24 protein-coding genes are annotated in these 25,431 nt (G+C 70.4%); 16 read left to right on the plus strand and 8 right to left on the minus strand.

All coding sequences use genetic code 11. From position 1 onward, the window contains the following. The first annotated feature begins 42 nt into the window (after window positions 1-42). Window positions 43-3,009 (plus strand): BTAD domain-containing putative transcriptional regulator, encoded by a 2,967-nt coding sequence (locus tag VHD82_RS28375; protein ID WP_325710666.1) that lies wholly within the window; start codon window positions 43-45, stop codon window positions 3,007-3,009. Between the two features lie 96 nt (window positions 3,010-3,105). On the opposite strand, the gene VHD82_RS28380 is transcribed toward VHD82_RS28375, so the two are convergent. Next, window positions 3,106-3,306, minus strand: a complete 201-nt coding sequence (locus VHD82_RS28380) for a hypothetical protein (RefSeq protein ID WP_325710669.1) — start codon at window positions 3,304-3,306, stop codon at window positions 3,106-3,108. Window positions 3,307-3,335: 29 nt separating this feature from the next. Further along, window positions 3,336-4,472, minus strand: coding sequence for a C40 family peptidase (locus VHD82_RS28385; RefSeq protein ID WP_325710671.1), 1,137 nt, complete (start codon window positions 4,470-4,472; stop codon window positions 3,336-3,338). A gap of 81 nt (window positions 4,473-4,553) precedes the next feature. Between VHD82_RS28385 and VHD82_RS28390 the strand changes: the two genes are divergently transcribed. The 7 genes from VHD82_RS28390 to VHD82_RS28420 all read left to right on the plus strand — a co-directional run bounded on the left by VHD82_RS28390 (window position 4,554) and on the right by VHD82_RS28420 (window position 9,946). Next, window positions 4,554-5,366, plus strand: a complete 813-nt coding sequence (locus VHD82_RS28390; RefSeq protein WP_325710673.1) for a biotin--[acetyl-CoA-carboxylase] ligase — start codon at window positions 4,554-4,556, stop codon at window positions 5,364-5,366. Between the two features lie 36 nt (window positions 5,367-5,402). Then, window positions 5,403-5,945, plus strand: a complete 543-nt coding sequence (locus VHD82_RS28395) for a PH domain-containing protein (protein WP_325710868.1) — start codon at window positions 5,403-5,405, stop codon at window positions 5,943-5,945. 1 nt (window position 5,946) lies between these two features. Continuing rightward, window positions 5,947-6,882 carry a hydroxymethylglutaryl-CoA lyase gene (locus VHD82_RS28400; protein WP_325710675.1) on the plus strand — a complete coding sequence of 312 codons (936 nt, stop codon included), beginning with the start codon at window positions 5,947-5,949 and terminating at the stop codon, window positions 6,880-6,882. A 135-nt stretch (window positions 6,883-7,017) separates the two neighbouring features. After that, window positions 7,018-7,437 carry a YbaB/EbfC family nucleoid-associated protein gene (locus VHD82_RS28405; protein ID WP_325710678.1) on the plus strand — a complete coding sequence of 140 codons (420 nt, stop codon included), beginning with the start codon at window positions 7,018-7,020 and terminating at the stop codon, window positions 7,435-7,437. Next, entirely contained in the window at window positions 7,434-7,754 is a 321-nt protein-coding gene (locus VHD82_RS28410; RefSeq protein WP_325710682.1) for a hypothetical protein, read from the plus strand. The genes VHD82_RS28405 and VHD82_RS28410 overlap by 4 nt, the downstream gene beginning before the upstream one ends. A gap of 3 nt (window positions 7,755-7,757) precedes the next feature. Continuing rightward, entirely contained in the window at window positions 7,758-9,671 is a 1,914-nt protein-coding gene (locus VHD82_RS28415; protein WP_325710685.1) for a TNT domain-containing protein, read from the plus strand. Next, window positions 9,668-9,946, plus strand: a complete 279-nt coding sequence (locus tag VHD82_RS28420) for a hypothetical protein (RefSeq protein ID WP_325710688.1) — start codon at window positions 9,668-9,670, stop codon at window positions 9,944-9,946. The genes VHD82_RS28415 and VHD82_RS28420 overlap by 4 nt, the downstream gene beginning before the upstream one ends. Here the strand turns inward: VHD82_RS28420 and VHD82_RS28425 are convergent. Beyond that, complete coding sequence (locus tag VHD82_RS28425; RefSeq protein ID WP_325710691.1) at window positions 9,933-10,451, minus strand: DinB family protein; 519 nt, start codon at window positions 10,449-10,451, stop codon at window positions 9,933-9,935. The genes VHD82_RS28420 and VHD82_RS28425 overlap by 14 nt on opposite strands. Before the next feature lie 58 nt (window positions 10,452-10,509). Next, window positions 10,510-11,295, minus strand: a complete 786-nt coding sequence (gene hisN, locus VHD82_RS28430; protein WP_325710694.1) for a histidinol-phosphatase — start codon at window positions 11,293-11,295, stop codon at window positions 10,510-10,512. 47 nt (window positions 11,296-11,342) lie between these two features. Between hisN and VHD82_RS28435 the strand changes: the two genes are divergently transcribed. Both VHD82_RS28435 and VHD82_RS28440 read left to right on the plus strand, forming a co-directional pair. Further along, a complete protein-coding gene (locus tag VHD82_RS28435; RefSeq protein WP_325710870.1) occupies window positions 11,343-12,035 on the plus strand; it encodes a response regulator transcription factor in 693 nt (230 codons plus the stop codon). Beyond that, window positions 12,035-13,324: an ATP-binding protein gene (locus tag VHD82_RS28440; protein ID WP_325710697.1), complete on the plus strand. Its 1,290-nt coding sequence runs from the start codon at window positions 12,035-12,037 to the stop codon at window positions 13,322-13,324. The genes VHD82_RS28435 and VHD82_RS28440 overlap by 1 nt, the downstream gene beginning before the upstream one ends. On the opposite strand, the gene VHD82_RS28445 is transcribed toward VHD82_RS28440, so the two are convergent. Genes VHD82_RS28445 through VHD82_RS28455 form a run of 3 tightly spaced genes read right to left on the minus strand, consistent with a single transcriptional unit; the run spans window position 13,321 to window position 16,715 of the window. Continuing rightward, window positions 13,321-13,884, minus strand: a complete 564-nt coding sequence (locus VHD82_RS28445; protein WP_325710700.1) for a GtrA family protein — start codon at window positions 13,882-13,884, stop codon at window positions 13,321-13,323. The two genes, VHD82_RS28440 and VHD82_RS28445, sit on opposite strands and share 4 nt — an antisense overlap. A gap of 37 nt (window positions 13,885-13,921) precedes the next feature. After that, complete coding sequence (locus tag VHD82_RS28450) at window positions 13,922-14,470, minus strand: GtrA family protein (protein ID WP_325710704.1); 549 nt, start codon at window positions 14,468-14,470, stop codon at window positions 13,922-13,924. Window positions 14,471-14,519: 49 nt separating this feature from the next. After that, the gene (locus VHD82_RS28455; RefSeq protein WP_325710707.1) at window positions 14,520-16,715 is read right to left on the minus strand and encodes a sigma-70 family RNA polymerase sigma factor; all 2,196 of its coding nucleotides are present in this window, start codon (window positions 16,713-16,715) and stop codon (window positions 14,520-14,522) included. Between the two features lie 192 nt (window positions 16,716-16,907). On the opposite strand from VHD82_RS28455, the gene VHD82_RS28460 reads away from it, so the two are divergent. From VHD82_RS28460 to purE, 5 genes are all read left to right on the plus strand, one after another. After that, the gene (locus VHD82_RS28460) at window positions 16,908-17,759 is read left to right on the plus strand and encodes a GGDEF domain-containing protein (RefSeq protein ID WP_414637584.1); all 852 of its coding nucleotides are present in this window, start codon (window positions 16,908-16,910) and stop codon (window positions 17,757-17,759) included. Window positions 17,760-17,829: 70 nt separating this feature from the next. Then, entirely contained in the window at window positions 17,830-19,152 is a 1,323-nt protein-coding gene (locus VHD82_RS28465) for a glycosyltransferase 87 family protein (RefSeq protein WP_325710710.1), read from the plus strand. Beyond that, window positions 19,127-20,272 (plus strand): glycosyltransferase 87 family protein, encoded by a 1,146-nt coding sequence (locus VHD82_RS28470; protein ID WP_414637585.1) that lies wholly within the window; start codon window positions 19,127-19,129, stop codon window positions 20,270-20,272. The genes VHD82_RS28465 and VHD82_RS28470 overlap by 26 nt, the downstream gene beginning before the upstream one ends. Window positions 20,273-20,278: 6 nt before the next feature. After that, a complete protein-coding gene (locus VHD82_RS28475) occupies window positions 20,279-21,472 on the plus strand; it encodes a 5-(carboxyamino)imidazole ribonucleotide synthase (RefSeq protein WP_325710713.1) in 1,194 nt (397 codons plus the stop codon). A 24-nt stretch (window positions 21,473-21,496) separates the two neighbouring features. Then, window positions 21,497-21,970 (plus strand): 5-(carboxyamino)imidazole ribonucleotide mutase, encoded by a 474-nt coding sequence (gene purE, locus VHD82_RS28480; RefSeq protein WP_325710878.1) that lies wholly within the window; start codon window positions 21,497-21,499, stop codon window positions 21,968-21,970. A 473-nt stretch (window positions 21,971-22,443) separates the two neighbouring features. Here the strand turns inward: purE and VHD82_RS28485 are convergent, their stop codons facing one another. Next, complete coding sequence (locus VHD82_RS28485; RefSeq protein ID WP_325710716.1) at window positions 22,444-24,084, minus strand: class I adenylate-forming enzyme family protein; 1,641 nt, start codon at window positions 24,082-24,084, stop codon at window positions 22,444-22,446. Window positions 24,085-24,179: 95 nt separating this feature from the next. Between VHD82_RS28485 and VHD82_RS28490 the strand changes: the two genes are divergently transcribed. After that, window positions 24,180-25,352: an acyl-CoA dehydrogenase family protein gene (locus tag VHD82_RS28490; protein ID WP_325710719.1), complete on the plus strand. Its 1,173-nt coding sequence runs from the start codon at window positions 24,180-24,182 to the stop codon at window positions 25,350-25,352. Window positions 25,353-25,431: the final 79 nt, after the last annotated feature.

The raw sequence follows: 25,431 nt of genomic DNA on the forward strand, positions 1-25,431 counted from the left end.
GATCAGCGTTCGCTGAGTACAGTTCGCGGCAGGGAGGAAGCTGTGCGGTTCGGGGTGCTTGGCCCGCTGGTGGCCGAGGACGAGCGGGGGCTCGTCGACCTCCAGGGGCCCCGGCATCGGGCGGTGCTGGCGCGGCTACTGATCGCCCGTGCCCGGGTCGTTCCGGTGCACACCCTGGTCGACGACCTGTGGCAGCGGCCGCCGGACGGAGCGGTCGGCGCCATCCAGACGTTCGTCGGCGCGCTGCGCCGCGTGCTCGAGCCTGATCGTCCGCCGCGCGCGCCCGCCCGGCTGCTGGTGACGGAAGCTCCCGGCTATGCCCTGCGCGCCGAGGATGTCGACGCCTGGCGGTTCGAAGAAGCGGTGACAGAGGCCGGGCGCTTGCTGGCGCGGAGCAGGGCCGCCGCCGCACTGTCGCAAGTGGACGATGCACTGGCTCGCTGGCGTGGCCCGGCCTACGCCGAGTTCGCGGACCAGCACTGGGCGCGCGCGGAGATCTCGCGGCTGGACGAGCTAGGCCTGCTTGCCGTGGAACGTCGCGCGCAGGCGCTGCTGGAGCTGGGCCGCGCGGCCGAGGCGGTGCCCGATCTCGAAGCGCACGTCGACGTGCATCCGTGGCGCGAGGACGCCTGGCGTCTGCTGGCGCTGGCGCGGTATCGGGCCGGCCGCCAGGGCGACGCGCTGGAGACGCTGCGTCGTGCCCGGCAGGTCTTGGTCGCCGAGCTTGGCGTCGACCCCGGCTCTGAGCTGCGGGAACTGGAGTCGGACATCCTCGAACAGGCCCCGAGGCTGAACGCGGTCGAGGCGCCCAAGCACAGCTTGGTCGCCCGGTCCGAAGAGTTGGGACAGCTGGCCCAAGTCGCCGCGCGACCGCGGCCGGGGCTGGTGCTGATCGCGGGCGAGGCGGGCGCGGGCAAGACGGCGCTCGCGACGGCGTTCGCGGAACAGCTCCAAACCCAAGGCTGGACAACGGTGTGGGGCGACAATCCGGACCATGAAGGGCTGCCTGCCGCCTGGCCGTGGACGCGGATACTTGACAGCCTGCCGGGTCCCGCGCCCGTGCCCGAGCCGGGGGAGGACCCCGCTGCGGCCCGGTTCCGCTGGCATCGGGCGGTGGCCGAGTGGCTCGCCGTGCACGCCCCGCTGCTCGTCGTGCTGGACGATCTGCACTGGGCGGGCGAGGAAACGTTGGCGTTACTGGCATCTGTCGTCAGCGAGCGCGCGGTGCTGATCGTCGGGACCTACCGGACCACGGACATCTCGCCGCAGCTGGCCGCGCTGCTGGGCCGCGTCGCCCGCGCCGAGCCCACTCGGATCTACCTCAGCGGCCTGCCGCAGACGGCCGTCGCCGACCTGGTGCGCGCGACGACCGGGCAGCAGGTGGATGCCGCGACCGCGGCGGCGATTCATCAACGCAGCGGCGGAAACCCGTTCTACATCAGGGAGCTCGCCCGGCTGCTGGACGCCGGGGGCGAGCTCTCGTCGGTGCCCGCCGGGGTGCGCGACGTCGTCCGGTACCGGGTCGCGGAACTGCCCGAGCCGGTGCCGGAGTTGCTGCGGCAGGCGGCGGTGATCGGCACGGAGTTCGACCTCGAACTGCTGCCCGGCGATGCGCTGGACGCAGTGGAAATGGCTGTACGCAAGGGTTTGCTCGTCGAGCGCGGGCCGCGACGGTTCCAGTTCGCGCACGCGCTGGTGCGCGACACGTTGTATCAGGACCTGTCCCGCTCGCGCCGTGCCCGCCGGCACGAAGCGGTCGGGCAGGCCATCGAACGGTTGCGGCCGGACGACGTCGAAACGCTGGCGCATCACTTCGCGCTCGCCGAGAGCCCGCGCGCCGCAGGTTATGCGCGCGCCGCCGCCGAGCAGGCCGAGCGCCAGTTCGCGATGCACGAAGCCGCGCGATGGTGGGCGGCTGCCCTCGCCCACGATCACTCCGGTGACGTACGGGAACGACTCGAACTGATCATGGGTTCGGTTCGCGCGCTGGCCGTGACCGGCGCTCTGAGCGAAGCGCGGCAGCATCGCGCGGAGGCGCTGACCTTGGCCGGGCAACTGGGCGATTCCGCGCTGACCGCCCGTGTGCTCAGCGCTTTCGACGTGCCGGCGATCTGGACCGAAAACGACGCCCCCGCCCTCGCCGCGCGAATCGTGGCGCTCGCCGAGCGCGTGCTACCGGAGACAACCGGCGCGACCCGCGCGCGGTTGCTGGCCACGTTGGCGTTGGAGCTGCGTAACACCGGCGGTGAGCGGGCGCGGGCCGCGGCGCGCGAAGCGGAGACCATCGCACGTGGGCTGAACGACCCGGCCGCGCTCGCGTTCGCCCTCAACGCGCGGTTCATGCAGTCCTTCGAACGCGCCGGCCTCGCGCCCGAACGCGCGCGAATCGGTGCCGAACTCGTCGAGCTGGCGCAGCGGAATTCGTTGGTGGGCTTCGAAGTTCTCGGCCATCTGATCCTGCTTCAGGCGCACTCCGCGCTCGCCGAGTTCACCGAGGCGGACCGGCATGCCACGGCTGTGGACAGGCTCGGCGAGGACTACCGGATCCCGCTCGCCGGGGTTTTCACGCAGTGGTACCGGGCGTTGCGGACCGCGGTGGCCGGGCAGCCGGCCGAAGCGGCGTACCGGGCGGCGGCCGCTCGTCTCTCCGGCAGCGGGATGTCCGGTTTGGACAATGGGATCCTGGCGTTCGCCTTGTACTGCGACCAGGTTCGACGCGGATTGCCGCCGGATCTGGACGCGGACTTCGGCGTGTACACCGACTGGTGCCGCCCAGGTGAGTCGATCCCGGACTCGCCGCGCGATCTGCTCTATGAGGCCCGGACCTGCCTGCAGGCGATGCACGCCATCGAGCGCGGTGATGTGTCCACAATGGAGCGTCTTTATGATGAACTGCTTCCGGCGGCGGGGGAATTGGCCGGTGCCGGTAGCGGGCTGCTGACGCTGCGGCCCGTCGCGCATTACCTCGCCGAGCTGGCGGTCGCGCTGGGCCGGGACCCGGCGGCATAGCTGCTAGCCGCGCGCCGTCGAGTGCGCCGACGGCCGCGGCCCCGACACCAGTTCAGTCGTGAACGCCGCCAGCTCGCCCGGACCTCACTGCCACGGCTACAGGCCCGTGAACTCGGCGAACCGGCGCAACAGCCGAACGCGCGGCGCGATCGTCTCCGCCCGCAGGAACCGGCTCCGCTGCTGGCGTTCCCAGCTCTCCAGCATCGCCTCGAAGACCGCCGTGGATTCGTTGAGATGCCGCACCCCGGACGCCAGCACCAGCTGCGCGGCACCCTCCAGATCAACCCGTCGCACCATCCGAACCTCGGGCTCGGATGCAATGACGGTCAGTTGGCCGGCCGCCCCGCGCCGGCGTAATCGTCCCCGGCGATGTGGTACGTCGCGATCTGCACGGCCATCCCGGTCGTCGGGGCGTTGATCATCAGCCCGTTCCCGAGGTACAGCCCGACGTGGTGGATCCGGGTGGCCGGACTGCCGTAGAACACCAGGTCACCCATCTTCGGCGCTGCGCCGGACGGCACGGGCGGCTCGGTGCGGAACTGGGAATCCGCCGTGCGGGGCAGCGAAACCCCGGCGCTGTCGTAAGCCGCCTTGGTCAGGCCCGAGCAGTCGAAGCCCGCCGCGCCCGAGTCGGGGCCGTTGCCGCCCCACACGTACGGCAGGCCGAGCTGGTCGAGCGCGAACCGCACCGCGCGGGTGGACGGCGAAGAAGCCGCTTCCGGGGCCAGCGAAAGCGCCGCGTACAACTGGGCGTTGCCGAGTACCTGCTGCCGGAACAGGTCCGAGTTGCGGTAGCTGTCGATCGCGTTCCACCAGCTCTGCCCGGCCTCGAGATCGGTCCCGCCCGCGCACAGCACGCGCCCGGCGGCGATCGACGCGTCGTCGATGTCCTGCGGATTGCCGGTGCCCTTGGCCTTCTTCCACTCCGCCTGGGTCAGCTGCATCGGACCGCTGCGCTGCTCGCTCGCGGCTTCCCCGGCCGCGCCCTGCAAGGGCACCGCGCCCAGCGGCTTCGCCGCGACGCCGTCGGCGTTGAGCGAATCGCCGTTGTAGCGTCCGTGGTTCGAACTCGCCTTGCCGATCCCGGCCAGCGTCACCCACGACAGATGGCAGTCCGGCTGTTCCTTCCGCAACGTCAGCTCTCCGTTGGCGTAACCGATCAGCGCCCGCTCCGGGATGTCCAGCGCGCCGCTCAGCCCGGCGGCCCACTGCTCCAGATCGTTCTTGCCCTGCTCCTGCGGCGCCTGCGCCTGCACCGGCGCGCTCACTTCGAGCACCGACGGCCCGGCCGCGCTCGCGGCGTTCCCGGCCGGTTGCTGGTCGACGGGTACCGCGGCCACAGTGGAGGGGGCCTGCGACGGGGACCGCACCAGCAGCCACGCGCTCGTCGCCAGCGCACCCACCATGATCAGCGCGATCAGCGCCCGGCCGGCGGCCGCACGCCCCCATTTACGGATGGTCACCGCCCCAACACTAGGAGATTCTTCGCGCGAGTCCACCCATATCCAACGAGTGGATCATTCGCAGGTTATTAACCTCCCGGTATGAACGAGATCGATGCCACTCGGCTGCGGGCGAGGCTTGTCGGCCCGTACGCGGCGGTGGACGTGGTGGCCAGCACGGGTTCCACCAACGCCGACCTGCGGGAGGCCGCGGTCCGGGACGCCCCGGACCGCAGCGTGCTGATCGCCGGGGAACAGACCGCCGGGGTCGGCCGCCGGGCCCGCGTGTGGAGTTCGCCCCCCGGCACCGGCATCTACTTGAGCGTGCTGCTGCGCCCACGCGGCGTCGGGTTCGCCGAGCTGGGTTCGCTGTCACTGGTCGCCGGGCTCGCCGTGCTCGACCTGACCGACGCGCTCGGCGTGGACGCCGCGCTGAAATGGCCGAACGACGTGCTCGCCGGGCCTGACCGGGGCAAATGCGCCGGAATCCTCGCCGAGGCTCTTTCCGCCGAGGAACTCGCCGTGGTGCTTGGCATCGGCCTGAACGTGCGGCCGCTCGGCCAGGACGTGCAGCCCGCCGCCGGTGGCCTGGCGCCGACGTCGCTGGAAGAGAACGGCGCGAACACCACGGACCGGACCGAGATCGCGGCGCTGCTGCTGTCCGCGTTCGCCGAACGGGAATCCCGGTGGCGGCGCGCGGGTGGCAACCTGGCTCGCGCCGGGCTGCTCGACGAGTACCGGGTGCGGTGCGAGACCGTGGGCAAACAGGTCAAAGTGCTGCTGCCCGGCGACAGTTCGATGACGGGCGTCGCCGCCGACGTCGACGACGACGGGCAGCTGGTCGTCGCCACTCCGGACGGCCGGCGCCATTCCGTGTTCGCGGGGGACGTGGTGCACTTGCGGACGGTAGGTTGAGCGCAGCAGCACACCAAGAATCGGAGCGTGTTCGAAGTGGCCTATCCCGAGGACCTGCTCAGTACCAACGAGCAGGTCATTGTGCACAGCCATCCGCACTTCAAGATGCTGATCTGGCCGGTGTTCTGGCTGATCGTGACCGTGGGCCTCGGGGTGTGGCTGTCCACGCTGACCGGCGGGCTGGCCACGCCGTGGGACAATGTGGCGCTCATCGCCATCGCGGTCGTCGGCGTGCTGCTGGTCTGCTGGCTGTTCCTCGCCCCGCTGATCCGGTGGCGCACCACGCACTTCATCGTCACCACCGACCGGCTCATCGCGCGGGAAGGGGTGATCAAGCGCACCGGCATCGACATCCCGATGACCAGGATCAACAGCGTGCAGTTCGAGCACGGCCTCGTCGACCGGATCTTCGGCTGCGGCACGCTGATCATCGAGTCCGCCTCGGACGAGCCGCTGCGCTTCGACGACATCCCCGCGGTCGAGCGGGTGCACACGGTGATCTATCGCGAGGTCAACGACAACCCGTACGACGACTTCGGCCCGGCCGACGGGCATCCGCAGCAGCGGGGCAGGCGTTGACATGGGCACCAGGGAAATCGGCCTGCCGCAACGGGTCCCGGGTTCGGGACTGCCGGCGCGGGTGACGATCTGGGAGGTCGGGCCCCGCGACGGGCTGCAGAACGAGGACACGATCGTGCCGGTCGAGGTCAAGCTGGAGTTCATCGACAGACTGGCCGACGCCGGCCTGACCACGATCGAGTCCACCAGCTTCGTCTCGCCGAAGTGGGTACCGCAGCTGGCCGACGCCGAGCAGCTGCTGGCCGGGCTGAACAGGCGCGAAGGCGTGCGGTACCCGGTGCTGGTGCCGAACGAGCGCGGCCTCAAGCGGGCGCTGGACGCGTCGTGCCCGGACATCGCGATCTTCGGCAGCGCCACCGAGACGTTCGCGCGGCGCAACCTGAACTCCGGGGTGGAGCAGCAGTTCGAGATGTTCGAAGCGGTCATGGCCGGTGCGAGCGAGCTGAACGTGCGCGCGTACCTGTCGATGTGCTTCGGCGACCCGTGGGAGGGGCCGGTGCCCGCCGAGCAGGTCGTGCGCGCCGGTAAGCGCTTACTGGACCTCGGTTGCACGCAGCTCTCCCTCGGCGACACGATCGGAGTGGCGACGCCCGGCCAGGTCGAGGGCCTGCTCGCGGAGTTCGACAAGGCCGGGGTGCCCGCGGACAGGCTGGCGGTGCATTTCCACGACACTTACGGCCAGGCGCTGTCCAACACGCTGACCGCCTTCCGCTGCGGCGTGTCCACAGTGGACTCGTCCGCCGGCGGGCTCGGCGGCTGCCCGTACGCCGAATCGGCCACCGGGAATCTGGCCACCGAGGACCTGCTGTGGATGCTGGAGGGGCTGGGCATCGAGCACGGGGTCGACCTGGACGCGCTCGTCCGCACCAGCGTCTGGATGGCCGAGCGGCTGGGCAGGCCGAGCCCGTCCCGAGTGGTCAAGGCCTTGGCGGGCTGAGGATCGTCGAACGGCTGCCAGGCCCTCGTGCGGATCCGCAGCGCTTGAGGCACTCTTTTCGCAAAACCGGGGAACCAGGCCGGAGCGGGCTGCGTCCGACTCCAAGCCGACCGCCGACTACCGAGGAGGGGTGCCTTGCCCGAGCACCGCGCACAGGTGGACGAGCTGCTCGCCGACTACCGGCGCAGCCGTGAACATCTCGCCTCGGTCCAGCGCGAGCTCGCCGCCATCAAAGCCTCCGCCAGTGACGCGGAGGGCCTGGTCACGGTCACCGTCGGGCCGCGCGGCACGCTCATCGGGCTGGTCATCGCGCCCGGGGCATACCGCCGCTACCAGCCTGCGGAACTGTCCGAGCAGATCGTGCGCGCCACCGGGGAGGCGACGGCGCGCGCACTGACCGCGGCCGGGCAGGTACTCGCCCCGGCGCTGCCTGCCGGCACCGATCCGCAGGCGCTGCTGCTGGGCACCGGCGATCTCGAACCCACCGAGATCGCGCCGCGGCAGCGGCCCGTGGAAGACGACAGCTTCGAGAACCAGAGCTGGGTGCGGAGTTGAGCGGGTTCGAAGCCGACGTCGAGCGGCTTGCCGCGCGGGCGAAGGAGTTCGACGGTCTCGTCGAACGAGCCGGGCAGATCGCGGCCGATCTCGGCCGCGCGCTCGAAGGCGCCGAAAAAGCCTGGGGCGACGATCCGGTCGGCCGGAGTTTCGCCGCCGCGCACGCCGAACCGGCGGCCGAGACGGCGGAGCGGGTTCGCCGTCTCGCGGGTGGGCTCGGCGAAGTGGGCGGCACGTTCGCCGACGCGGCAAAGCAGTACCGGGCCGGTGACACCGCGGCCGGGGATTCGATCACCAACGCGGTGACTGGGGAATAGCGCATGGGTATCGAGCTGCCGAAGGAGCTGGTCGACGTCGCGGCTGCCACCGGTTTGTCCTGGCCACAGGCCGACGAGGACAAGCTGCGCGCACAGGCGGACGCGTGGCGCGACGCGCAGGGAAAGCTGCAGGCGCTGGCCGGTGACGCGGATCGTACGGCCGCTGCGGCCGTAGGCGCGCTGACCGGGCCGGCAGCGGATGCGGCGGACGGGATGTGGGCGGGGTTCGTGCATCCCGAGCACGGCGAGCTGACCCACGCGGTGCGCGGGGCCGGTGAGGCGGCGGATCGGCTGGACCGCGCGGCAGACCAGATCGGGGCGGCGAAGGTGGAGATGGTCCGGCAGCTCGTCGACGCGGCGAAGAACCAGGACGCGGCGCAGGCGGCGGCTTCGGCCGGGCATCCCGGCGCGCTGCTCGGGGTGGACACGATCCTGCAGGGCACGGCCACGAACCTGACCTCGCTGACCGCCGGGCTCGTCGGCGCGGTCGGCCCGGAGGGCGCCGCGCCCGGCGGACTCCCGGTCGACCCGAACCCCGGTACGCACGGCGAACACGGGCAGGCCGGGTTGCTCGGCACGGTCACCGGGCTGCCCGGCCACCTACTGTCCACTGTGGACCAATCGGTGCCCGGCGAGTCGGCGCCGACGGTGCTGGTGGGCGCGGACGGACGGCCGGCCGAACTTCCCGTGCCAGGTCCCGAAGCCGCGCGTCCGGTGTCCGATCCCGCCACGATCGACGCGATAGGCCCGGCGCCGGTACCGCCGGGTGCCGACGCCGGGACGGGCCCGATCCAGCTCCCGCCCCCGCAGCCCGCGCCACAGTACGGTGGTCTCCTGCACTCGGGCGGTTTCGAGGACGTGCCCACACCGGCCACCGGAATCCCCGCCGCCCAGCCGCACGCGCCGGTCGCCCCGCATGTGCAGAGCGGCACGGTCGCTTCCGGATTCACCGGGGCGTCGTACTCGCCCCCGCCCTTGCCGCCGCAACCGGTCGCCCCACCCCAGCCGGTCGCCCCGCCTCAGCCCGGTTACCCCGTCCAGCCGCCGCAGTTCGGTGGGCCCGCGCCGATCGCTCCGCCGCCTGCACCGGGCGGCCCGATGCCCGGCGGAGCCCCGCCGGCCGGTGCGCGGCTGCCGTACCGGCCGCAGCCGATTCCCTATGCGCCGCAACAACCTCCGCAACAGCCGTATGTCCCGCCGCCGCCCGTGGACGCGCCGCCGCTCGGCTCGCCCCGCCAGGAGCGGGAGTCCATCGTGGCCCTGTTCCGGGTGCACATGTTCCCGCTCGGGCACCTCCCGGTGGCCGCCGACCGTCCGGCCCGGCAGCTCCCGCCGCCGCCCCCGGATTTCGACTACGCGCCCGGCCTGCGCTTTCCGCCGCACGACCATCCGCAGTCGGAGCTGATCGACTCCGCGGACGCGCTGGCGAAGGTGCGCGAGGGTTATGGCCGGTTGCCGACACCCGCGGCGGAAGCGCCCGCGGATCTCGTCGCGCACCACGATCCGCTCGGTGGCCTGCACGAGCGCGACTGGGACCGGCGGTTTCTGGTGGGGATGCGCGATTCGGTGCCGGAGTACGCGTGGCCGCCGGGGGAGCTGTACCCCGAGGGCGGCCGCGAGCCCGGCGAGCCGACGCTGCTGTCGGAGGGCACGCAGCTCGACAGGTTCGGCAGCACCGGTGGCCGGGTTTTCGCGCCGCAGGGCACGCTGTTCTCGAAGCGGTCCTTGCCGCCCGCGGCGCTCGCCGCCGGTTACCGGCGCTACGAGGTGCTGCGCGAACTGCCGATGTGGCGGGCGGTTTCGGCCGGCTGGTTCGCCCAGCCGGGCGGCGGGATCAGATACCGGTCGGTCTACTCGGCCGACGAACTGGTCACCCTTGGCTACCTGGCCGATGTGACCTTCGAGGAGGGCGAGTGAACGTCGAGTCGATCCTGCGCTGGCTGGCGGCTATCGGGGTCCCGCACGAGGTGGTGTCGATCGGCGCGGAGGCCGACAACGCCTGGTGCCTGCTGCGGGTCGACGAATCCGAAGAGGGCTCGCCGGTGTGGGAGGTGTTCTGGCGCGAGCAGGGCAACCGGTACGACTGGGCGCGGTTCACCAACGAACAGGTCGCGTGCCACTACCTCTTCGGGCGGCTGGCCTGGTCGCAGGTCGCGCGGGGCGCTGTCGGCCTGCTGCCTACGCCCGCGTGACGTCGTGCAGATGGTGGATCGGGTCGTGGATGAAGTAGCGCGCGAAGGATTCGACGGTGAACCGCGCCCCGTCGCTGCGGTTTCCGGTGCGCTGCCACTGATCTCCTGACACCGCGGCGAAGGCGGCCGCGAGGTTCTCCGCGGCTGCTTCGAGTTCGTCCGCCGTGCGCTGCGGATCCTGCTCCGCGTAACGCTCGCTTTCCGCGGTTTCGTCCTGATTCCAGTTCGCGAACGACGGATCGTCCTTGGTGAGCATCAGTTCGAGGCGGACGAGGAACAGGCGGCACACGTCACGCACGTGGCAGCCGTACTCCAGCGGCGACCAGGTCTGCTCGTCCGGCCTTCGGCGCACGTCGTCCCGCGCCAGCACCTCCCGCCACGCCTTCGCGTTGTCGCGCAACAGGTTCGGCACGTCTTCGCGGTCGAAGCTCGTGGTGTCCAGGCCGCATTCGGCGCAGGGCTGCCGCAGCACCCACGTCCAGTCCTTGGTGTCGGGCGTGATCATGCGTCCATCATCGGCCGTCCCGCGCTCGCGGACCAGTGAGAACTTCTGCACGGAGCCGTCAGTTTTTCCGCAGGATCGCCAGCGCCGTGTCGTGCAGGAGCCCGTTGGACGACAGCGCCGAGCCGGTGTCGAAGGCCGGCACTCCGGCCAGATCGGTGAACCGGCCGCCGGCCTCGGTGAGCAGCACCTGCATCGGGGCGACGTCCCACGGGTTGACGATCGGCTCCGCGGCCAGGTCGATCGCGCCCTCCGCGACCAGACAGTGGTGCCAGAAGTCGCCGAACGCGCGGGTCTCCCAGCACGACTCGGTCAGCTTCAGGTACGCCTCGCGCGAGTGGTACTCGGTCCACGTGTTCAGGTCCGTTGTGGACACATACGCGTCCGACAGCTCCGACACGCCCGAAACCGAGATGCGCCGCGAACCCGTGCTGTCGCGCAGCCACGCGCCTTCGCCCGCGCTCGCCCACCAGCGACGGCCCAGCAACGGGGCGCTGACCATCCCGACGACCGGCGTGCCGTCCTCGACCAGCGCGATGAGCGTGGCCCAGACCGGCCCGCCGCGCGAGAAGTTCTTCGTGCCGTCGATCGGGTCAAGGACCCAGGCCCGCCCGCTCGCCCAGTCCGCGCCGCCGCGCTCCTCACCCGCCACGGCGTCGGCCGGGCGCTCCGCGGCGAGGGTCTCGCGGATCGCGTCCTCCACCGCCGTGTCGGCGTCGGTGACCGGGGTTCGGTCCGGTTTGCTCCGGACGTCCAGGTCGAGCGCGCGGAACCGCGCGGTGGTGATCGCGTCGGCGGTGTCGGCAAGACGCCCTGCCAGGGTGAGATCAGCTGTGTAGCGCGGCACGCGACGATGGTTTCACGCCCTGCGGTCGTAGAGTTGGCCAGGTGAGCATGGTGTTACTGGCCGAGGACGATCCGGCGATCGCGGAACCGCTGTCCCGTGCGTTGCAGCGGGAGGGCTACGAGGTCGAGGTAGTCGGCGACGGCCCGGCGGCACTGGACGCGACCGGGCAGCATCGCGTCGACCTGCTGGTGCTCGACCTGGGCCTGCCCGGGATGGACGGGCTGGAGGTCTGCCGCAGACTGCGGGCGAGCGGCACCGAGCTGCCGGTGCTGATGCTCACCGCCCGCACGGACGAGGTCGACTTCGTGGTCGGTCTCGACGCGGGAGCCGACGACTACGTGGCCAAGCCGTTCCGGCTGGCCGAGTTGCTGGCCCGCATCCGGGCGCTGCTGCGCCGGCGGGTCCCCGATGTGCTGGAGGCGGCCGGGGTGCGAATGGACCTCGGCGCCCGGCTGGTGACCGTCGAGGGCCGTGAGATCCAGCTGGCGAACAAGGAGTTCGAGCTGCTGCGCGTGCTGATGAGCCGCGCCGGTCAGGTCGTCAGCCGCGACGAGATCCTCGCCGAGGTGTGGAACGAGCTGGAGTCCAAGACCTCGAAGACGCTGGACATGCACATGTCCTGGCTGCGCCGCAAGCTTTCGGTCACCAGCGACGGCAAGGGCGCGGTGGTGCACTCCGGCGACGGTGAGCGCCGCATCGCGACCGTGCGCGGCGTTGGCTTCCGCTTCAACACCGACTAGTGCGCCGCCGGATCCTGCTCGCCATCCTGCTCGCCGTCGCGGTCACCGCGGCGGCGCTGGGTATTCCGCTCGGGGTCACCGCGTGGAAGCTGGTCGACAGCATCACCACCGAGGACCTCAGCGCCCGCGCTTCGCAGATCGCGGCCACCCTCGACACCGATCTGGCCGACGGGCAGCTCAGCAACGCCGACCTGGCCACGGTCGCGGTCGCGATCCCGCCCGGCGGCAGGCTGACCGTGCAGCTGCCGGGCAAGCCGGAGCTGACCGAGGGCTCGGATCCCGGGAACGACGTGGTCAACGCGAGTGTGCAGCTGGCAAGGGACGGCACGCTCGAGCTGTCCATCCCGGGTGGCCCGTTGCGGTCCCGGCAGACCACCGTGACCCTCGCCGTGTTGCTGCTCGTGGTGCTGTCGGTGAGCATCGGCACGGTCGTCGCCACGGTCACCGCGCGACGGCTCGCCAAGCCGCTGCGGCACGTGGCCGAGCGCGCGGCCAAGCTCGGCGGCGGGGATTTCCGGCCGGACCCGAGCCGCTACGGCGTCGGCGAGCTGGACATGGTCGCCGAGGCGCTGGACACGTCGGGTTCGGCGCTCGCCCAGCTCGTCCAGCGGGAAAGGCAGCTGGTCGGGGACGTTTCGCACCAGTTGCGAAGCAGGCTCACGGCACTGCAGCTGCGCCTGGAATCGCTGACGATCGTGGACGACAAGGACATCGCCGACGAGGCCCGCGCCGCGCAGGAGCAGGCGGACAGGTTGTCGGAGGCGCTGGAGGAACTGCTGGCAGCGGCCCGCGCGGCCAGCGAGGTCGATGCCGAGCCGGTCGAACTGGCCACCGCGCTACCCGAAGTCGCGCAGGAGTGGCGTCAGCTGCTTCGCGCGGAGGGCCGGAATCTGCGGCTTCGCATCGGAGACGGCCTGATCGCGCGCGCCACGCCCGGCCGCCTTCGCGAGGTTGTCGGTGTGCTGCTGGACAACGCGCTTCGCCACGGCGCGGGCACCGTCACGCTGGCCGCGCGCCGAGGTGACGCGGAGGGCACCGTGGTGGTGGAGGTCAGCGACAACGGCTCCGGCATCCCGGACGAGCTCGTGCCGCACGTCTTCGAGCGCGGCTTCTCCGGCGGCGGCTCCACCGGCGTCGGCCTCGCTCTCGCGCGGGCTTTGGCCGAAGCCGACGGCGGACGGCTGGAACTGTCCAGCCGCCGGCCTGCCGTGTTCAGTCTGTTCCTGCGGGTGCCCAGCCCTGGTGACGTGCGCGAAGTGCGCTGGCCCTCCGAGCGCGTGCCGCGTTAGGCGTTCGGCTGCTTCGGGCGCAGGGGCTTGACCTCTGCGGTCCCCTCCGGGCGCCCCACGTCGCGGCGGCGCTGGCCGAGGTCGGCCGGGAAGACCCACTTCTTGAATCCCCAGAAGCGGAAGATCATCGCCAGCAACATGCCGATGATCGAACCGCTGACGAAGTCCGCCGTTTCCTGCACCCACCGGGACACGAACGGCGTCTCGAGGTGGAACGCGTAACGCGAGAGGTACAGCGGAATCAGGTTCACCAGCACGGCCAGCCCGCTCACCACGAAGAAAAGGGCGGCCTCATGGTGCCGGTCACGGCCGCCCCGGGTGCGGAAGGACCATTCCCGGTTCAGCACGTACGACACGATGGTGGCGACGATGATCGCGATCGCCTTCGCCGTGGTCGGCTTCGACTCCAGCACGCTCAGCTTGAGGATGTACCAGATACCGTTGTCGACGACGAAGGTCGTGCCGCCGACGATCGCGAACTTCAGCATCTCCCGGTGCTTGATCAGTACCGAACGCAGGGGTTCGGGAGTGTGGGAGAGCACGCTTTCCACAACGGTCACTGCCGCAGTGTACGTAGGTTCGCCGAAGCGTCCGGTATCAGGCGGCTTGTTCGCCCGGTTCGTCGGGTTCCACGACGGCGGTCCGGACCACCCTCGGCCGCGCGTCCGCCTGGGGGAACACCCACTTCTTGAACGCCCACCAGCGGAACACCATCGCGACCAGCGTGCCGAGAATCATGCTGCTGACGAAATCCGCGATTTCCTGCGTCACCACGCCGACATCCGGGGTGCGCAGATCCAGCAGATAATGCGAAATCGCGAGCGGGACCGAGTTCAGGCCGACCGAGATACCGCTGATGAGAAAGAACAACGCCGCTTCGTGCTGCCGTTCCCGGCCGCCGCGGGTGCGGAACGACCATTCCCGGGAAAGCACGTACGAGACCACCGTCGCCACCAGTACGGCGAGGATCAACGCCGTGACTGGGTTGTTCCGTAGCACCGTCAGCTTGAGCGCGTAGTTGACCACGGTCGTGATGACGAAACACGTCCCGCCGACCACGGCGAACTTCAACATCTCCCGGTGCTTGATCAGCACCGATCGCAACGGTGCCGGCAACAACCTGAGCAGGGTGTGAATACCGGCCATGTGGCGAGACGCTACTCGCCGCGCTTTTCCGTGTTTCGCCGGACCGGGATCACCACGGAATCCACGGCAGCCACCACCACGGTTTGCCCGGTTTCACCGGCTTTGTGGGGCTGCTCGGGCTCGTCGTGGTCTGGGTGACCGACGAGGACGTGGTCGTCGTGGTCGAACTGCTGGTGGACGGCGTGGTGGTGGTCGTGGTCGTGGTCGGTGAGGGCGTGGTCGTCGTCGTGGTGGGCGACTCGCTCGGCGTCGTGGTCGGCAGGATCGGCTGCGGGGGCAGCGGCGGACCGTCGCAGAATGGTTCGTACCAGCAGTCGATGTTCACGGTCCGGCTCGCGGTGGCCGTGCCCAGCGCCGCCGTCACGGTGATCGACCGGCGTTCCGGCCGCGCGTGGTGGCCGTCGCCGTCGACCGCGAACCACAGGCGCAGGTGTTCGTTCGGGGCGAGCGGTTTCGTACTCGTACAGCTCGTGGTTTCACCGGTGGTGCAGGTGGCCTGGAAGGCGCCGAGCGTCAGATGCGCCGGCTGGTCGACGGTGACCGTGACCGGCTTGGTGGTCTGGCCGTTGTTGGTGACGTCGACGGTGACCCACGACGGGTGCAGCCACGGCCACGGGTCGCCCCACTCCGCGCGCACGTCCAGCGCCACGCCGTCGGCCAGTTGCTTCACGGCGACCGGGACGTTCACCGCCACGCGGATCGCGCTGCCCGCGCTGACCGAGCCGGTCACTTCGCCCGGCTGCGCGTTCTCGTCCGCGATCAGCCGGAACGTCAGCGTGGCGCTTTCGCCCGGCTGCAAACCGCGGCCGGTCCGGCAGGTCACCGTGCCGGTACCCGCCGGGCAGTCCACGCTCGCCGACGCGGTGGAATCGGCCTGCTGCAGCGAAAATCCACGGCTGCTGCCGACACCGCCACCGCCGCCACCCGGGCCGACGGCCCGGATCCCGCTCGGCAGGTTGAGCGAGGCGACCACCGGATCGGAGACCGACTGGCCGTCGTTGCGCACCGTGATCGGCACCGCGACGGGACCGCCACCCGGGATGAGTTCGACCCCACCCGCCGGGCCTTGCGCCGTCAGCTGCGGCGGGCCCGGTGGTGGTGGCGGTGTGGGCACCGACGTGATCGGCGCGGGGGCGGGCACGACCTGGGGCGCGGCGGGCGGTGCCGGCTGCGGAGCGGGCGCGGCAGGCGCGGGGATGACGGGCGCGGGCGCCGCGGGAGCGACCTGTGCGGGCGGCGCCGGTTGTGCCGCCGCGGTCGGGATTTCCTGCTGGCCGCTCGAAGCCAATGCCGTGGCCACCGCGGCGGCGATCGCGACCCCGGAGGCCGCGACCCCGATGAACTGCCGTGGCCCGGCGGCGGCCGCGCCGGCGGCTGCCCCGGAGGAACTCGCCGCGGCGACCGCCGTGGTGGCCGCGCTCGCTTTGGCCCCGCCGGCCGCGAGGTACGCGAACACCGAACCACCGAGCACGATCGGCGCGACGACGGCGCGCAGCGCTCCGTTGACATCGGCCAGTTCCGCGGCCAGCGCACGGCAGCGGTCGCATTCGTCGAGATGGTTCTCCACCTGCGCGCGTTCGCGTTTGGACAGTCCGTCGCGGGTCCAGGCACCGAGCTTGTCCGCCGCCGCCCGGCAGCGCTCGGCGGAGGTCTCGGCCAGGTGCACCTGCAGATACGCCTGCCGCAGGCCCTCACGCGCGCGGTAGGCCAGCGCGGAAACGCCGTTCGGCGTCAGGCCCAGCAGCGGCGCGACCTCGGCGGGCGTCTGCTGCTCGATCTCGGTGTGCCACAACACGGCCTGCCAGCGTTCGGGCAGGCGGGCGAACGCCTTGGCCGCCATCGTGCGTTCCAGCCCGGCGACCGCGGTGTCGGAGAACTGGACCGTCAGCGCCTCGGCGGCGGGGCCGCTGCCGCCGCTGAGCGTGCTCATGTCGTCGCTGAGGTCGAGCTTCTTTTCCTTGCGGGTCTTGTCGTATGCGGTGTGACGGAGCGTGGTCAGCAGGTACGCGCGGAATGCCGCGTCCGGGCCCTTGCCGCCACGCAGCGTGTCCAGCACCTTCGAGAACGCGTCCGACACCAGGTCATCGCACTCGGCCGTGGAGCGGGCGAGCTGGCGGGCGAGGTTGTACGCGGCCGCGACGTGCCGCTCGTACAAGGTGCCGTAAGCAGCCAGATCCCCGCCGCGGACTGCTGTGATCAGCTCAGCGTCGCTCTTGCCCTCGAAGTCCGCGGGAACGGTGGACACTGCTCTCCTTCTGGCCAGCACCTACATCGCGTAACGATCAGTGTGACGGACCCTAGGCGAAGGGTCACCCCGTGGGGTAAGGGATGACCCGGAGAGCGCAGTAAATTCACCCTTCCCTTCGGAAAACGTCGTCACGCCGGTGGTTCCGCTGCGTCTCACCGGCACAAGGCGATGAGGAAAGGACGGTCGAGAGTGGAAGTCCCGGCCGACGAGGGCTCGTCCGCGTACCAGAGCGGGTGGCCACGGGGCGCGCTCACCAGTCCGGGCCAGGACCCGGAGCTGCGCGCGCTGCGGTCCCGCTGGCGCACCGCCAGTCTGGCCTCGGGTTGGCGTTTCCCCAGTGACTGGACGCTGCCGGAGGTCGATTCGGTGTGCGCCGTGGTGCTGCGCGGAGGCGACCCCGAACAGGCACTGGCCGGACTGGCCAGGGCCCGCGCGGCGGCCGGTGCCGGACTGCTCGAGGTGCTCGCCGACCTGGCCGCACTGCACGCGGTGCTGTCGGATCCGAACGCCCACGACGGGCTCGTCTCCCCGGACATCGACGCCACCCCGTCGCGGATGCTCAGGGTGACCGCGCTCGCCTGGGCGGACGTCGCGATGGACCAGCTCGCCAACATCGAAGTGGTCGATCCGCTGACCGGGCTACCGACGGTGGCCTACCTGCGGACCCGGCTCGGTGAGCTGTACCGCCATCTCGGCCGGGACGTCAACGAGCAGTACACGCTGCTCGTCGTCGGCCTCGATCTGTCCGAGGTGTCCGGCTGGCGCCGGGCGACCGGGATGATCCTGCTGGCCGAAGGGCTGCGCACGGTGCTCGACGGTGGCGAGAGCATGGCGACGCTCGGCCCGTCCACGATCGCCGCCGTGCTGCCGCGCGACGGGCACATCTCGACGAAGGCCGTCGACCTGCGCCGGGCACTGCACGAGCGGCTGTCGGTGGACGAGCAGTTCGACGAGATGGGCACCCCGCGGATCCGGCTGGTCCGGCTGCCCGGTTCGCACGGGGCGGCATGTGCGCTGCTCCGGCGCCTCTCCCGGTCCTGACCAAGATCGAAAACCCGCATATCAGGGACTTGCCGCACAGCCCGTCGACTATTCGTGATTTCCTGGTGGGGTGACACAGTCTGTGCCTGCCACCGGCAGCGAGCCGCTTTCGCGGCCGTCGCATCCACGCCTGGCGCTCCGGACGTCACTGGCCCGGTTGTCGATGCGGCCGAGATCCATGCTGCTGTTGTCCGTGGTACCGGTGCTGGCGATCACCGTCGGGGTGGTCGGCTGGCTGCTGGACTGGCGGCTCGGTGTAGACAGCGCGGTATACCGCGCCGGCGCGCTGACGCTGTTGCACGGCGATCCGCTCTACGACGCCAGCACGCTGGCGCCGGAGCCGTGGTGGGCGCTGCTCCCGTTCACCTACCCTCCGACTGCGGCGCTGCTGTTCGTGCCGCTCGCCGTGGTGCCGACGCAGGTCGCCTGGGGTGTGCTGACCGCGATTTCGGTGCTGGCCATGGCGCTGGTGATCCGGGTGGCGATCGGCTCGCTGCCCAAGCCCGCGGCGGGCCCGCGCTGGTGGTCCTCGCCGGCCAGGGCGACGCTGGTGTTCTCGGTGCTGATGCTGGGCCTGGAGCCGGTCTGGCGGACGATCTTCCTCGGCCAGATCAACCTCATCCTGATGGCGATGGTCGTGGTCGACGTCCTCGTGTTCACCGCACGCGGTGCCCGCGGCGGCGGCATCCTGATCGGGATCGCGGCCGCGGTCAAGCTCACCCCGCTGGTCTTCGTCGCGCACCTGCTGTTCACCGGCAAGCGCAAGGACGCACTCCGCGCGCTGGTCACGTTCCTCGGTATGCAGCTGCTGATGCTGCTGCTGATCCCGGACGACACGATCCGCTACTGGACCAAGACGATCTCCGACACCGGCCGCATCGGGCCGGTGCACTGGGCGGGCAACCAGTCGCTGAACGGCCTGATGAACCGGATCACCGACCTCGCGCCGTGGGCGTCGAAGGCGGCGATCGGGATCAGCGCGCTGCTCGCCATTCCGGCCATCTGGCTGATGCTGCGCTTCCACCGCCGCGGCCAGGCGCTGGCCGCGCTGCTGGTGACGGCGTTCTTCGGGCTGCTCGCGTCGCCGATTTCCTGGTCGCACCACTGGGTTTGGGCGGTGCCGCTGGTCGTGCTGCTGATTTCACGGCTGCCGCAGACCACCCCGGCGACGGCCTGGCGCAGATGGCTGGGCACCGGCGCGGTGATCGCGGTGTTCATCAGCTGCGTGCTGCTGGTGCTGCCGAACGGGCGGAACATCGAACTGCACTGGAAGTTCTGGCAGGGCGTGCTGGGCAACGCCTACATCCTGATGCCGCTCGTCCTCGCCGCGGTGCTCGTGGCGCGCTGGTTCCTGCTGCGGCGGCGCCGTGTCGACCAGACGACTTCCGGCTGACCGCTGGCGCCTGCCGGTCGCCGTGCTGGTGCTGGCGGCCCTCGCGGTGGGGATTTGGGACTGGCTGGGCGATTGGCGGCTGGGTGCGGACAGCGCCGTGTATCGCGCGGGCGCGCTGACGTTCCTGCACGGCGATCCGCTCTACGACCTGACGCGGCTGAGCACCTTGCCGGAGTGGGTGTCGCTGCCGTTCACGTATCCGCCCGCGGCCGCGTTGTTGTTCGTGCCGCTCGCGGCGCTGCCCTCGGGGTTCGCCTGGGGTCTGGTGACCACGGCTTCGGTCGTCTCGCTGGCGGTTGTGGTGCGGGTTTGCCTGCACAGCTGGTCGAAGGTCGCCGGGCTGACGGTGCTCGCGCTGGTGCTGGAGCCGGTGTGGAAGACGCTGTTCCTCGGCCAGATCAACCTGATCCTGATGGCGCTGGTCGTGCTGGATGTGCTGGTGCTGGCGGGTTCGCGTTGGTCCGGCGTGCTGACCGGGGTCGCGGCGGCGGTGAAGCTGACGCCGCTGATCTTCGTCGCGCATCTGTTCGTGACCGGCCGGTGGCGGGACGGGCTGCGGGCGCTGGGCACGTTCGTCGTGCTGCAGGGCCTGATGTTCCTGCTGATGCCGCACGACGCGTGGCAGTACTGGACGCAGGCGGCCTTCGATCCGGACCGGATCGGCGGGGTGCACTGGATCTTCAACCAATCGCTCAACGGGCTGATCAGCCGCGCGTCGGATGACGCTTCGTGGTCGGGGAAGCTGGCGCTGGTGACCGCGGCGGTGCTGGCCGTGCCCGCGGTTTGGCTCGTCCGGCGGTTCCACCAGCGTGGGCAGCGGTTGGCCGCGTTGCTCGTGACGGCGTTCCTCGGGCTGCTCGCTTCGCCGGTTTCCTGGTCGCACCATTGGGTTTGGGCCGTGCCGCTGGTGTTCTTGCTGTGGGTGGAGGGCCAGCGGATCCGGGCCGGCGTGGTGTTCTTGTTCTTCGCCAGCTGCGTGGTGATGCTCGTGCCCAACGGCGGGACCACGGAGTTCGGTTGGGGCCTGGGGCTGTCGATCCCCGGGAACGCCTACGTGCTCGCCGCGGCGGCCGCAATCCTCGGCCTCACGGTCCGTGAGCTGCGTCGCCCCGTATTCTGACTTTCCGTGGACAGTCGTACCGGTCTCCCCGTCGTCGGCATGGTCGGTGGCGGCCAGCTCGCGAGAATGACCCATCAAGCCGCCATCGCGCTCGGCCAGTCGCTGCGGGTGCTCGCGGCGAACCCGGACGACGCGGCGGCCATGGTCGCCGCGGACGTCACCATCGGCGCGCACACCGACTTCGAGGCGCTGCTCGCGTTCGCGAAGACGGTGGACGTGCTGACGTTCGACCACGAGCACGTGCCGGGGGAGCACCTGCTCGCGCTCGCGATGAACGACGACACCCCGATCCGGCCGGGTCCCGATTCGCTGGCCTTCGCGCAGAACAAACTGATCATGCGCGAGCGGCTGTCGGCCGAGGACTACCCGTGCCCGCCCTTCGCCGAAGTGTCCGATGTGGACGATGTGCTGAAGTTCGGCGCGGAGCAGTCCTGGCCGGTGGTGCTCAAGGCGGCCACCGGCGGGTACGACGGCAAGGGCGTCTGGATGCTCGACTCGGACGCCGAAGCCCGTGCGCTGGTGCCGGAACTGCTCGCGGCGGGCACGTCGCTGATGGTGGAGCGCCGGGTCGAAATGCGGCGCGAGCTGTGCGCACTGGTCGCCCGCTCGCCGTTCGGGCAGGGCGCGTCGTGGCCGGTGGTGGAGACCGTGCAGAAGGACGGGATCAACACCGAGGTGCTCGCGCCGGCGCCGGGGCTGACCGCGCGCCGGGTGCACGAGGCGCAGGAACTGGCGCTGCGGATCGCGGACGCGCTCAACGTCGTCGGGGTGCTCGCGGTGGAGCTGTTCGAGACCGACGGCGGCCTGATCATCAACGAACTGGCGATGCGCCCGCACAACTCGGGCCACTGGACCATGGACGGTTCGCGCACCTCGCAGTTCGAGCAGCACCTGCGGGCCGTGCTCGACTACCCGCTCGGCTCGACGGAACTGTTGGGCCCCACGGTGATGGCGAACGTCCTCGGCGCCCCGGTGCTGCCGGAGATGGGCCCGGACGAGCGGCTGCACCATCTGTTCGCGCGGTTCCCCGAGGCGAAGGTGCACCTTTACGGCAAGGGCGAGCGGCCCGGCCGGAAGCTGGGGCACGTGAACTTCGTCGGCGCGGACATGGAAGATCTGCGCAGGCGGGCGACGCTGTCCGCGCATTGGCTGTCCCACGCGGAATGGCCGGACGGCTACGACATCCACGGCAGGGAGTGACCATTGGCAACCGTCGGCGTGATCATGGGCAGCGACTCGGACTGGCCGGTGCTGGAGGCCGCGGGCCAGGCGCTGGACGAGTTCGAGGTGCCCTATGAGGTGGGTGTCTACTCGGCGCACCGCACCCCCCAGCGGATGCTGGACTACGCGACTTCGGCCGCCGAGCGTGGGATCAAGGTGATCATCGCCGGTGCGGGCGGGGCGGCGCACCTGCCCGGGATGGTCGCCTCGGCGACCGTGCTGCCGGTGATCGGCGTGCCCGTGCCGCTGAAGTACCTGGACGGTCTGGACTCGCTACTGTCGATCGTGCAGATGCCCGCCGGTGTCCCGGTCGCGACGGTTTCCGTTGGCGGGGCACGGAACGCGGGCCTGCTGGCGGTGCGCATCCTGGCCGCGGGTGACGCGGGCCTTCGCGACCGGATGGCGGCTTTCCAGGCGGATCTGCGGCAGCTGGTGTTGGACAAGGATGCCGCGCTGCAGGAGAAGTTGGGGCGGTAGGCTCCGGAGAACCCACAGAGTTGGGTGGTCATCCCGTCGCCTGCCCTGGCTTTTATCACTTCAGCCCGGGCCCGCAACCCTCTTACCCGGCGCGCAGCCGAGTGCGCAAAGCTTGCGGGCCCGGGGTGAAGTGATACCGCTTCCGCGGGCGACGGGATGACCACACAACTCGCCCACCTCGAAAACCGGCGGCCGAGCTACGGGCCCCTGGGCATCCTTGAGCCAGCCCCTCCGGCGAGGAGATCTTTTTCCCTTGCGAGACAAGAGCAACGGCCGCGCGCAGAGCGCGCTCTGTGACCCACCCCCTCCCCGATCGCGCAGTGTTCAACGGTCGCCGCACCGCGTCAAGGCGGGAAAGATGCCTTGACACGGCACAGCGACCGCTGAAGGCGCTAAGGATCGGTTCGGTGGCGGGTGTGGGCGGGGTGGTCGCGTGGGTTGCGGTGCCGGGTGCCGGGTGGCGGGTGGCTGGGTTAGTTCAACTGCTGTCGCAGTTCTCGTTTCAGTACCTTGCCCGCTGCCGAAACAGGAATCGCATCGACGAAATGCAGTTCGCGGATTCGCTTGTACGGCAGCACGTTCTCGTTGACCGCGTCGATGATCGCCTGCTCGGTGACCGAATCGTCCGAGCGGACCACGAACGCCACGGGTAGCTCGCCGACGTCCGCGCGTTTGCGGCCGACCACGGCTGCCGACGCGATGCCCGGTTGTGCCATCAGCAGCTCTTCCAGCTCGCGCGGGTACACGTTGTAACCCTTGTAGAGCAACATGTCCTTCTTGCGGTCCACAATAGACAAGTACCCTTCCTTGTCCAGTAGACCGATGTCGCCAGTGTGCAGCCAACCGTCCACGAGCACGTTGGCTGTCTCCTCCGGCCGGTTGTGGTAGCCGATCATCACCTGCGGGCCCCGGATGCACACCTCGCCCTGCTCGCCGGCGGGCAGTGGTTCCTCGCCGCCCTCCGCGGGCACGATCTTGACCTCGGTATCGAACACGGGCACCCCGACCGTGCCGGGTTTCCTTGTGCCGGAACGAAAACTCGGGGCAGTGGTGGCGCCCATGGTGACTTCGGTGAGCCCGTACCCCTCGGCGATCACCGCGTCCGGAAAGCGCTTTCGCAGCGTCTTGATCATCTCGTGTGGCATGGGAGCGGCACCGGAGCTGATCGAGCGCACCGACGACAGGTCGCGGGTGAAAAAGTCGGGGCACGACATCAAACCCGCGAACAACGCGGGCGCGCCGCCGATCCCGGTGATCTGCAGTCGCTCGGCGTCTTCGAGGTAGTGCACCGGATCGAAACCGTCGTGCAGCGTCGTGCTGCCGCCGCCGAGCAGCAGCACGTTGAGCCCGCCGATGGTGCCCATGGCGTGGAACCACGGGGTGAGGTTGATGCCGGTGCCCGTGCCGAGCCTGCCCGGCCATTCCGCCTCGCTGCCGACCTGATTGAGCCGCAGGTTGCCGTGCTCGTCGAGCTCCGGCACCGAGCCGCTACCCCAGCAGGCGTACTGCAGCGAGTTCACGATGACGTTGCGGTGCGGCAGCTCCACGCCCTTGGACCGGCCGGTGGTGCCGCCGGTGTAGGCGAGGTGGGCGAGCCGGGTGTGCGGGTCGATCGCCACATCCGGCCGGTTCGAGGGCTGATCCGCCTGGAATGCGCCGAACCGGTGCTCGGTCTCCGCGCGCACGCCGATCACCAGCCGCACGTTCGTCTGATCCTGGACCGCCGCAAGCGCTTGCGCGGCACGGCCGAACGTCACCGCCGCGACGGCGCCGGAGTCGGCGAGCTGCGCTGCCAGGTCGGCGGGCGGCAGCAGCGGGTTCGCCGGGGTGAAGGTGGCGCCCGCGAGCAGAATCCCGTAGTAGGCAACGGGGTAGGCGAGGTTGTTCGGCATGTGGATGGCGACCACGTCACCCGGTTGGATGCCATGTGCCAGCAATGCGTTCGCGAAGCGGCAGGCGTCGGTATACAGGTCGGTGTAGCTGAGTTTGTCGTCGCCGTGCGCGAACGCCGTCCGGTCGCCGTAGCGAGCCGCCGCACCGGCGACGATCGCGCCGACGGGAACTTCGGGATAGTCGAGCGAAGAAGGCATTTCGGGCGGAAAAGTGATCGACATCACTCTACTGTAGGGCGTAACTGCGGCAGAGAACACAAGGATGTCCTAGTAAACGAGCACTAACATCGACGGTGAAGAAATGCCGCACGAGGAGGATGACGCAGGTGTCTGACGGTCCGGGGCTGTACCAGCTGCCCGAGGAGCACGAAGAGCTGCGGGCCGCCGTCCGCGCGCTGGCGGAGAAGGAGATCGCTCCGCACGCCGCTGACGTGGACGAGCAGGAGCGGTATCCGGTCGAGGCGCGCGACGCGCTGGCGAAGGCCGGCTTCAACGCCGTGCACATCCCGGAGGCTTACGAAGGTCAGGGCGCGGACGCGATCGCGGCGTGCATCGTGATCGAGGAGGTCGCCAGGGTGGACGCCTCCGCGTCGCTGATCCCCGCGGTGAACAAGCTCGGCACCCAGCCCATTCTCCTGTCGGCGTCGGAAGAGCTGAAGAAGCTCGTCCTGCCGTCCATCGCTTCGGGCGCCGTTTCCGCGTCGTATGCGCTTTCCGAGCGTGAGGCCGGGTCGGACACCGCGTCCATGCGCGCCCGCGCCCGTCTCGACGGTGACCACTGGGTGCTCAACGGGACGAAGTGCTGGATCACCAACGCCGGCGAGTCCACCTGGTACACCGTGATGGCGGTCAGCGACCCGGACGCGGCGAAGAAGTCCAACGGCATCTCGGCGTTCGTGGTGCACAAGGACGACCCGGGCTTTTCGGTCGGGCCCAAGGAGCGGAAGCTCGGCATCAAGGGTTCGCCGACGCGCGAGATCTACTTCGAGAACTGCACCATCCCGGCCGAGCGCATCATCGGCGAGCCCGGCACCGGGTTGAAGACGGCGCTGCGCACGCTGGACCACACGCGCCCCACGATCGGCGCGCAGGCGCTGGGCATCGCACAGGGCGCGCTCGACGCCGCGGTCGCGTATGTGAAGGAGCGCAAGCAGTTCGGCAAGTCGATCGGTGATTTCCAGGGCGTGCAGTTCATGCTCGCCGACATGGGCACGAAGATCGAGGCCGCCCGGCACCTGATCTATGCCTCCGCCGCGGCCACCGAACGCGGCGATTCGCGCGCGGGGTTCATGGCCAGCGCCGCGAAGGCCTACGCGTCCGACATCGCGATGTCCGTGACCACCGACGCCGTCCAGCTCTTCGGCGGCGCCGGCTACACCCGCGACTTCCCGGTCGAACGCATGATGCGCGACGCGAAGATCACCCAGATCTACGAGGGGACCAACCAGATCCAGCGGATGGTGATGGCCCGGTCCCTGTTGAAGGGCTGAGTCGAGCTGCCCGCGCGAGCGGAGCGTCCGTGGTGGGCGCTCCTTTAAAAGTGCAGCGAGAAGACTTCGATCGGTCGCC

This window comes from Amycolatopsis sp. (assembly GCF_035546795.1).
Lineage (GTDB): Bacteria > Actinomycetota > Actinomycetes > Mycobacteriales > Pseudonocardiaceae > Amycolatopsis_E.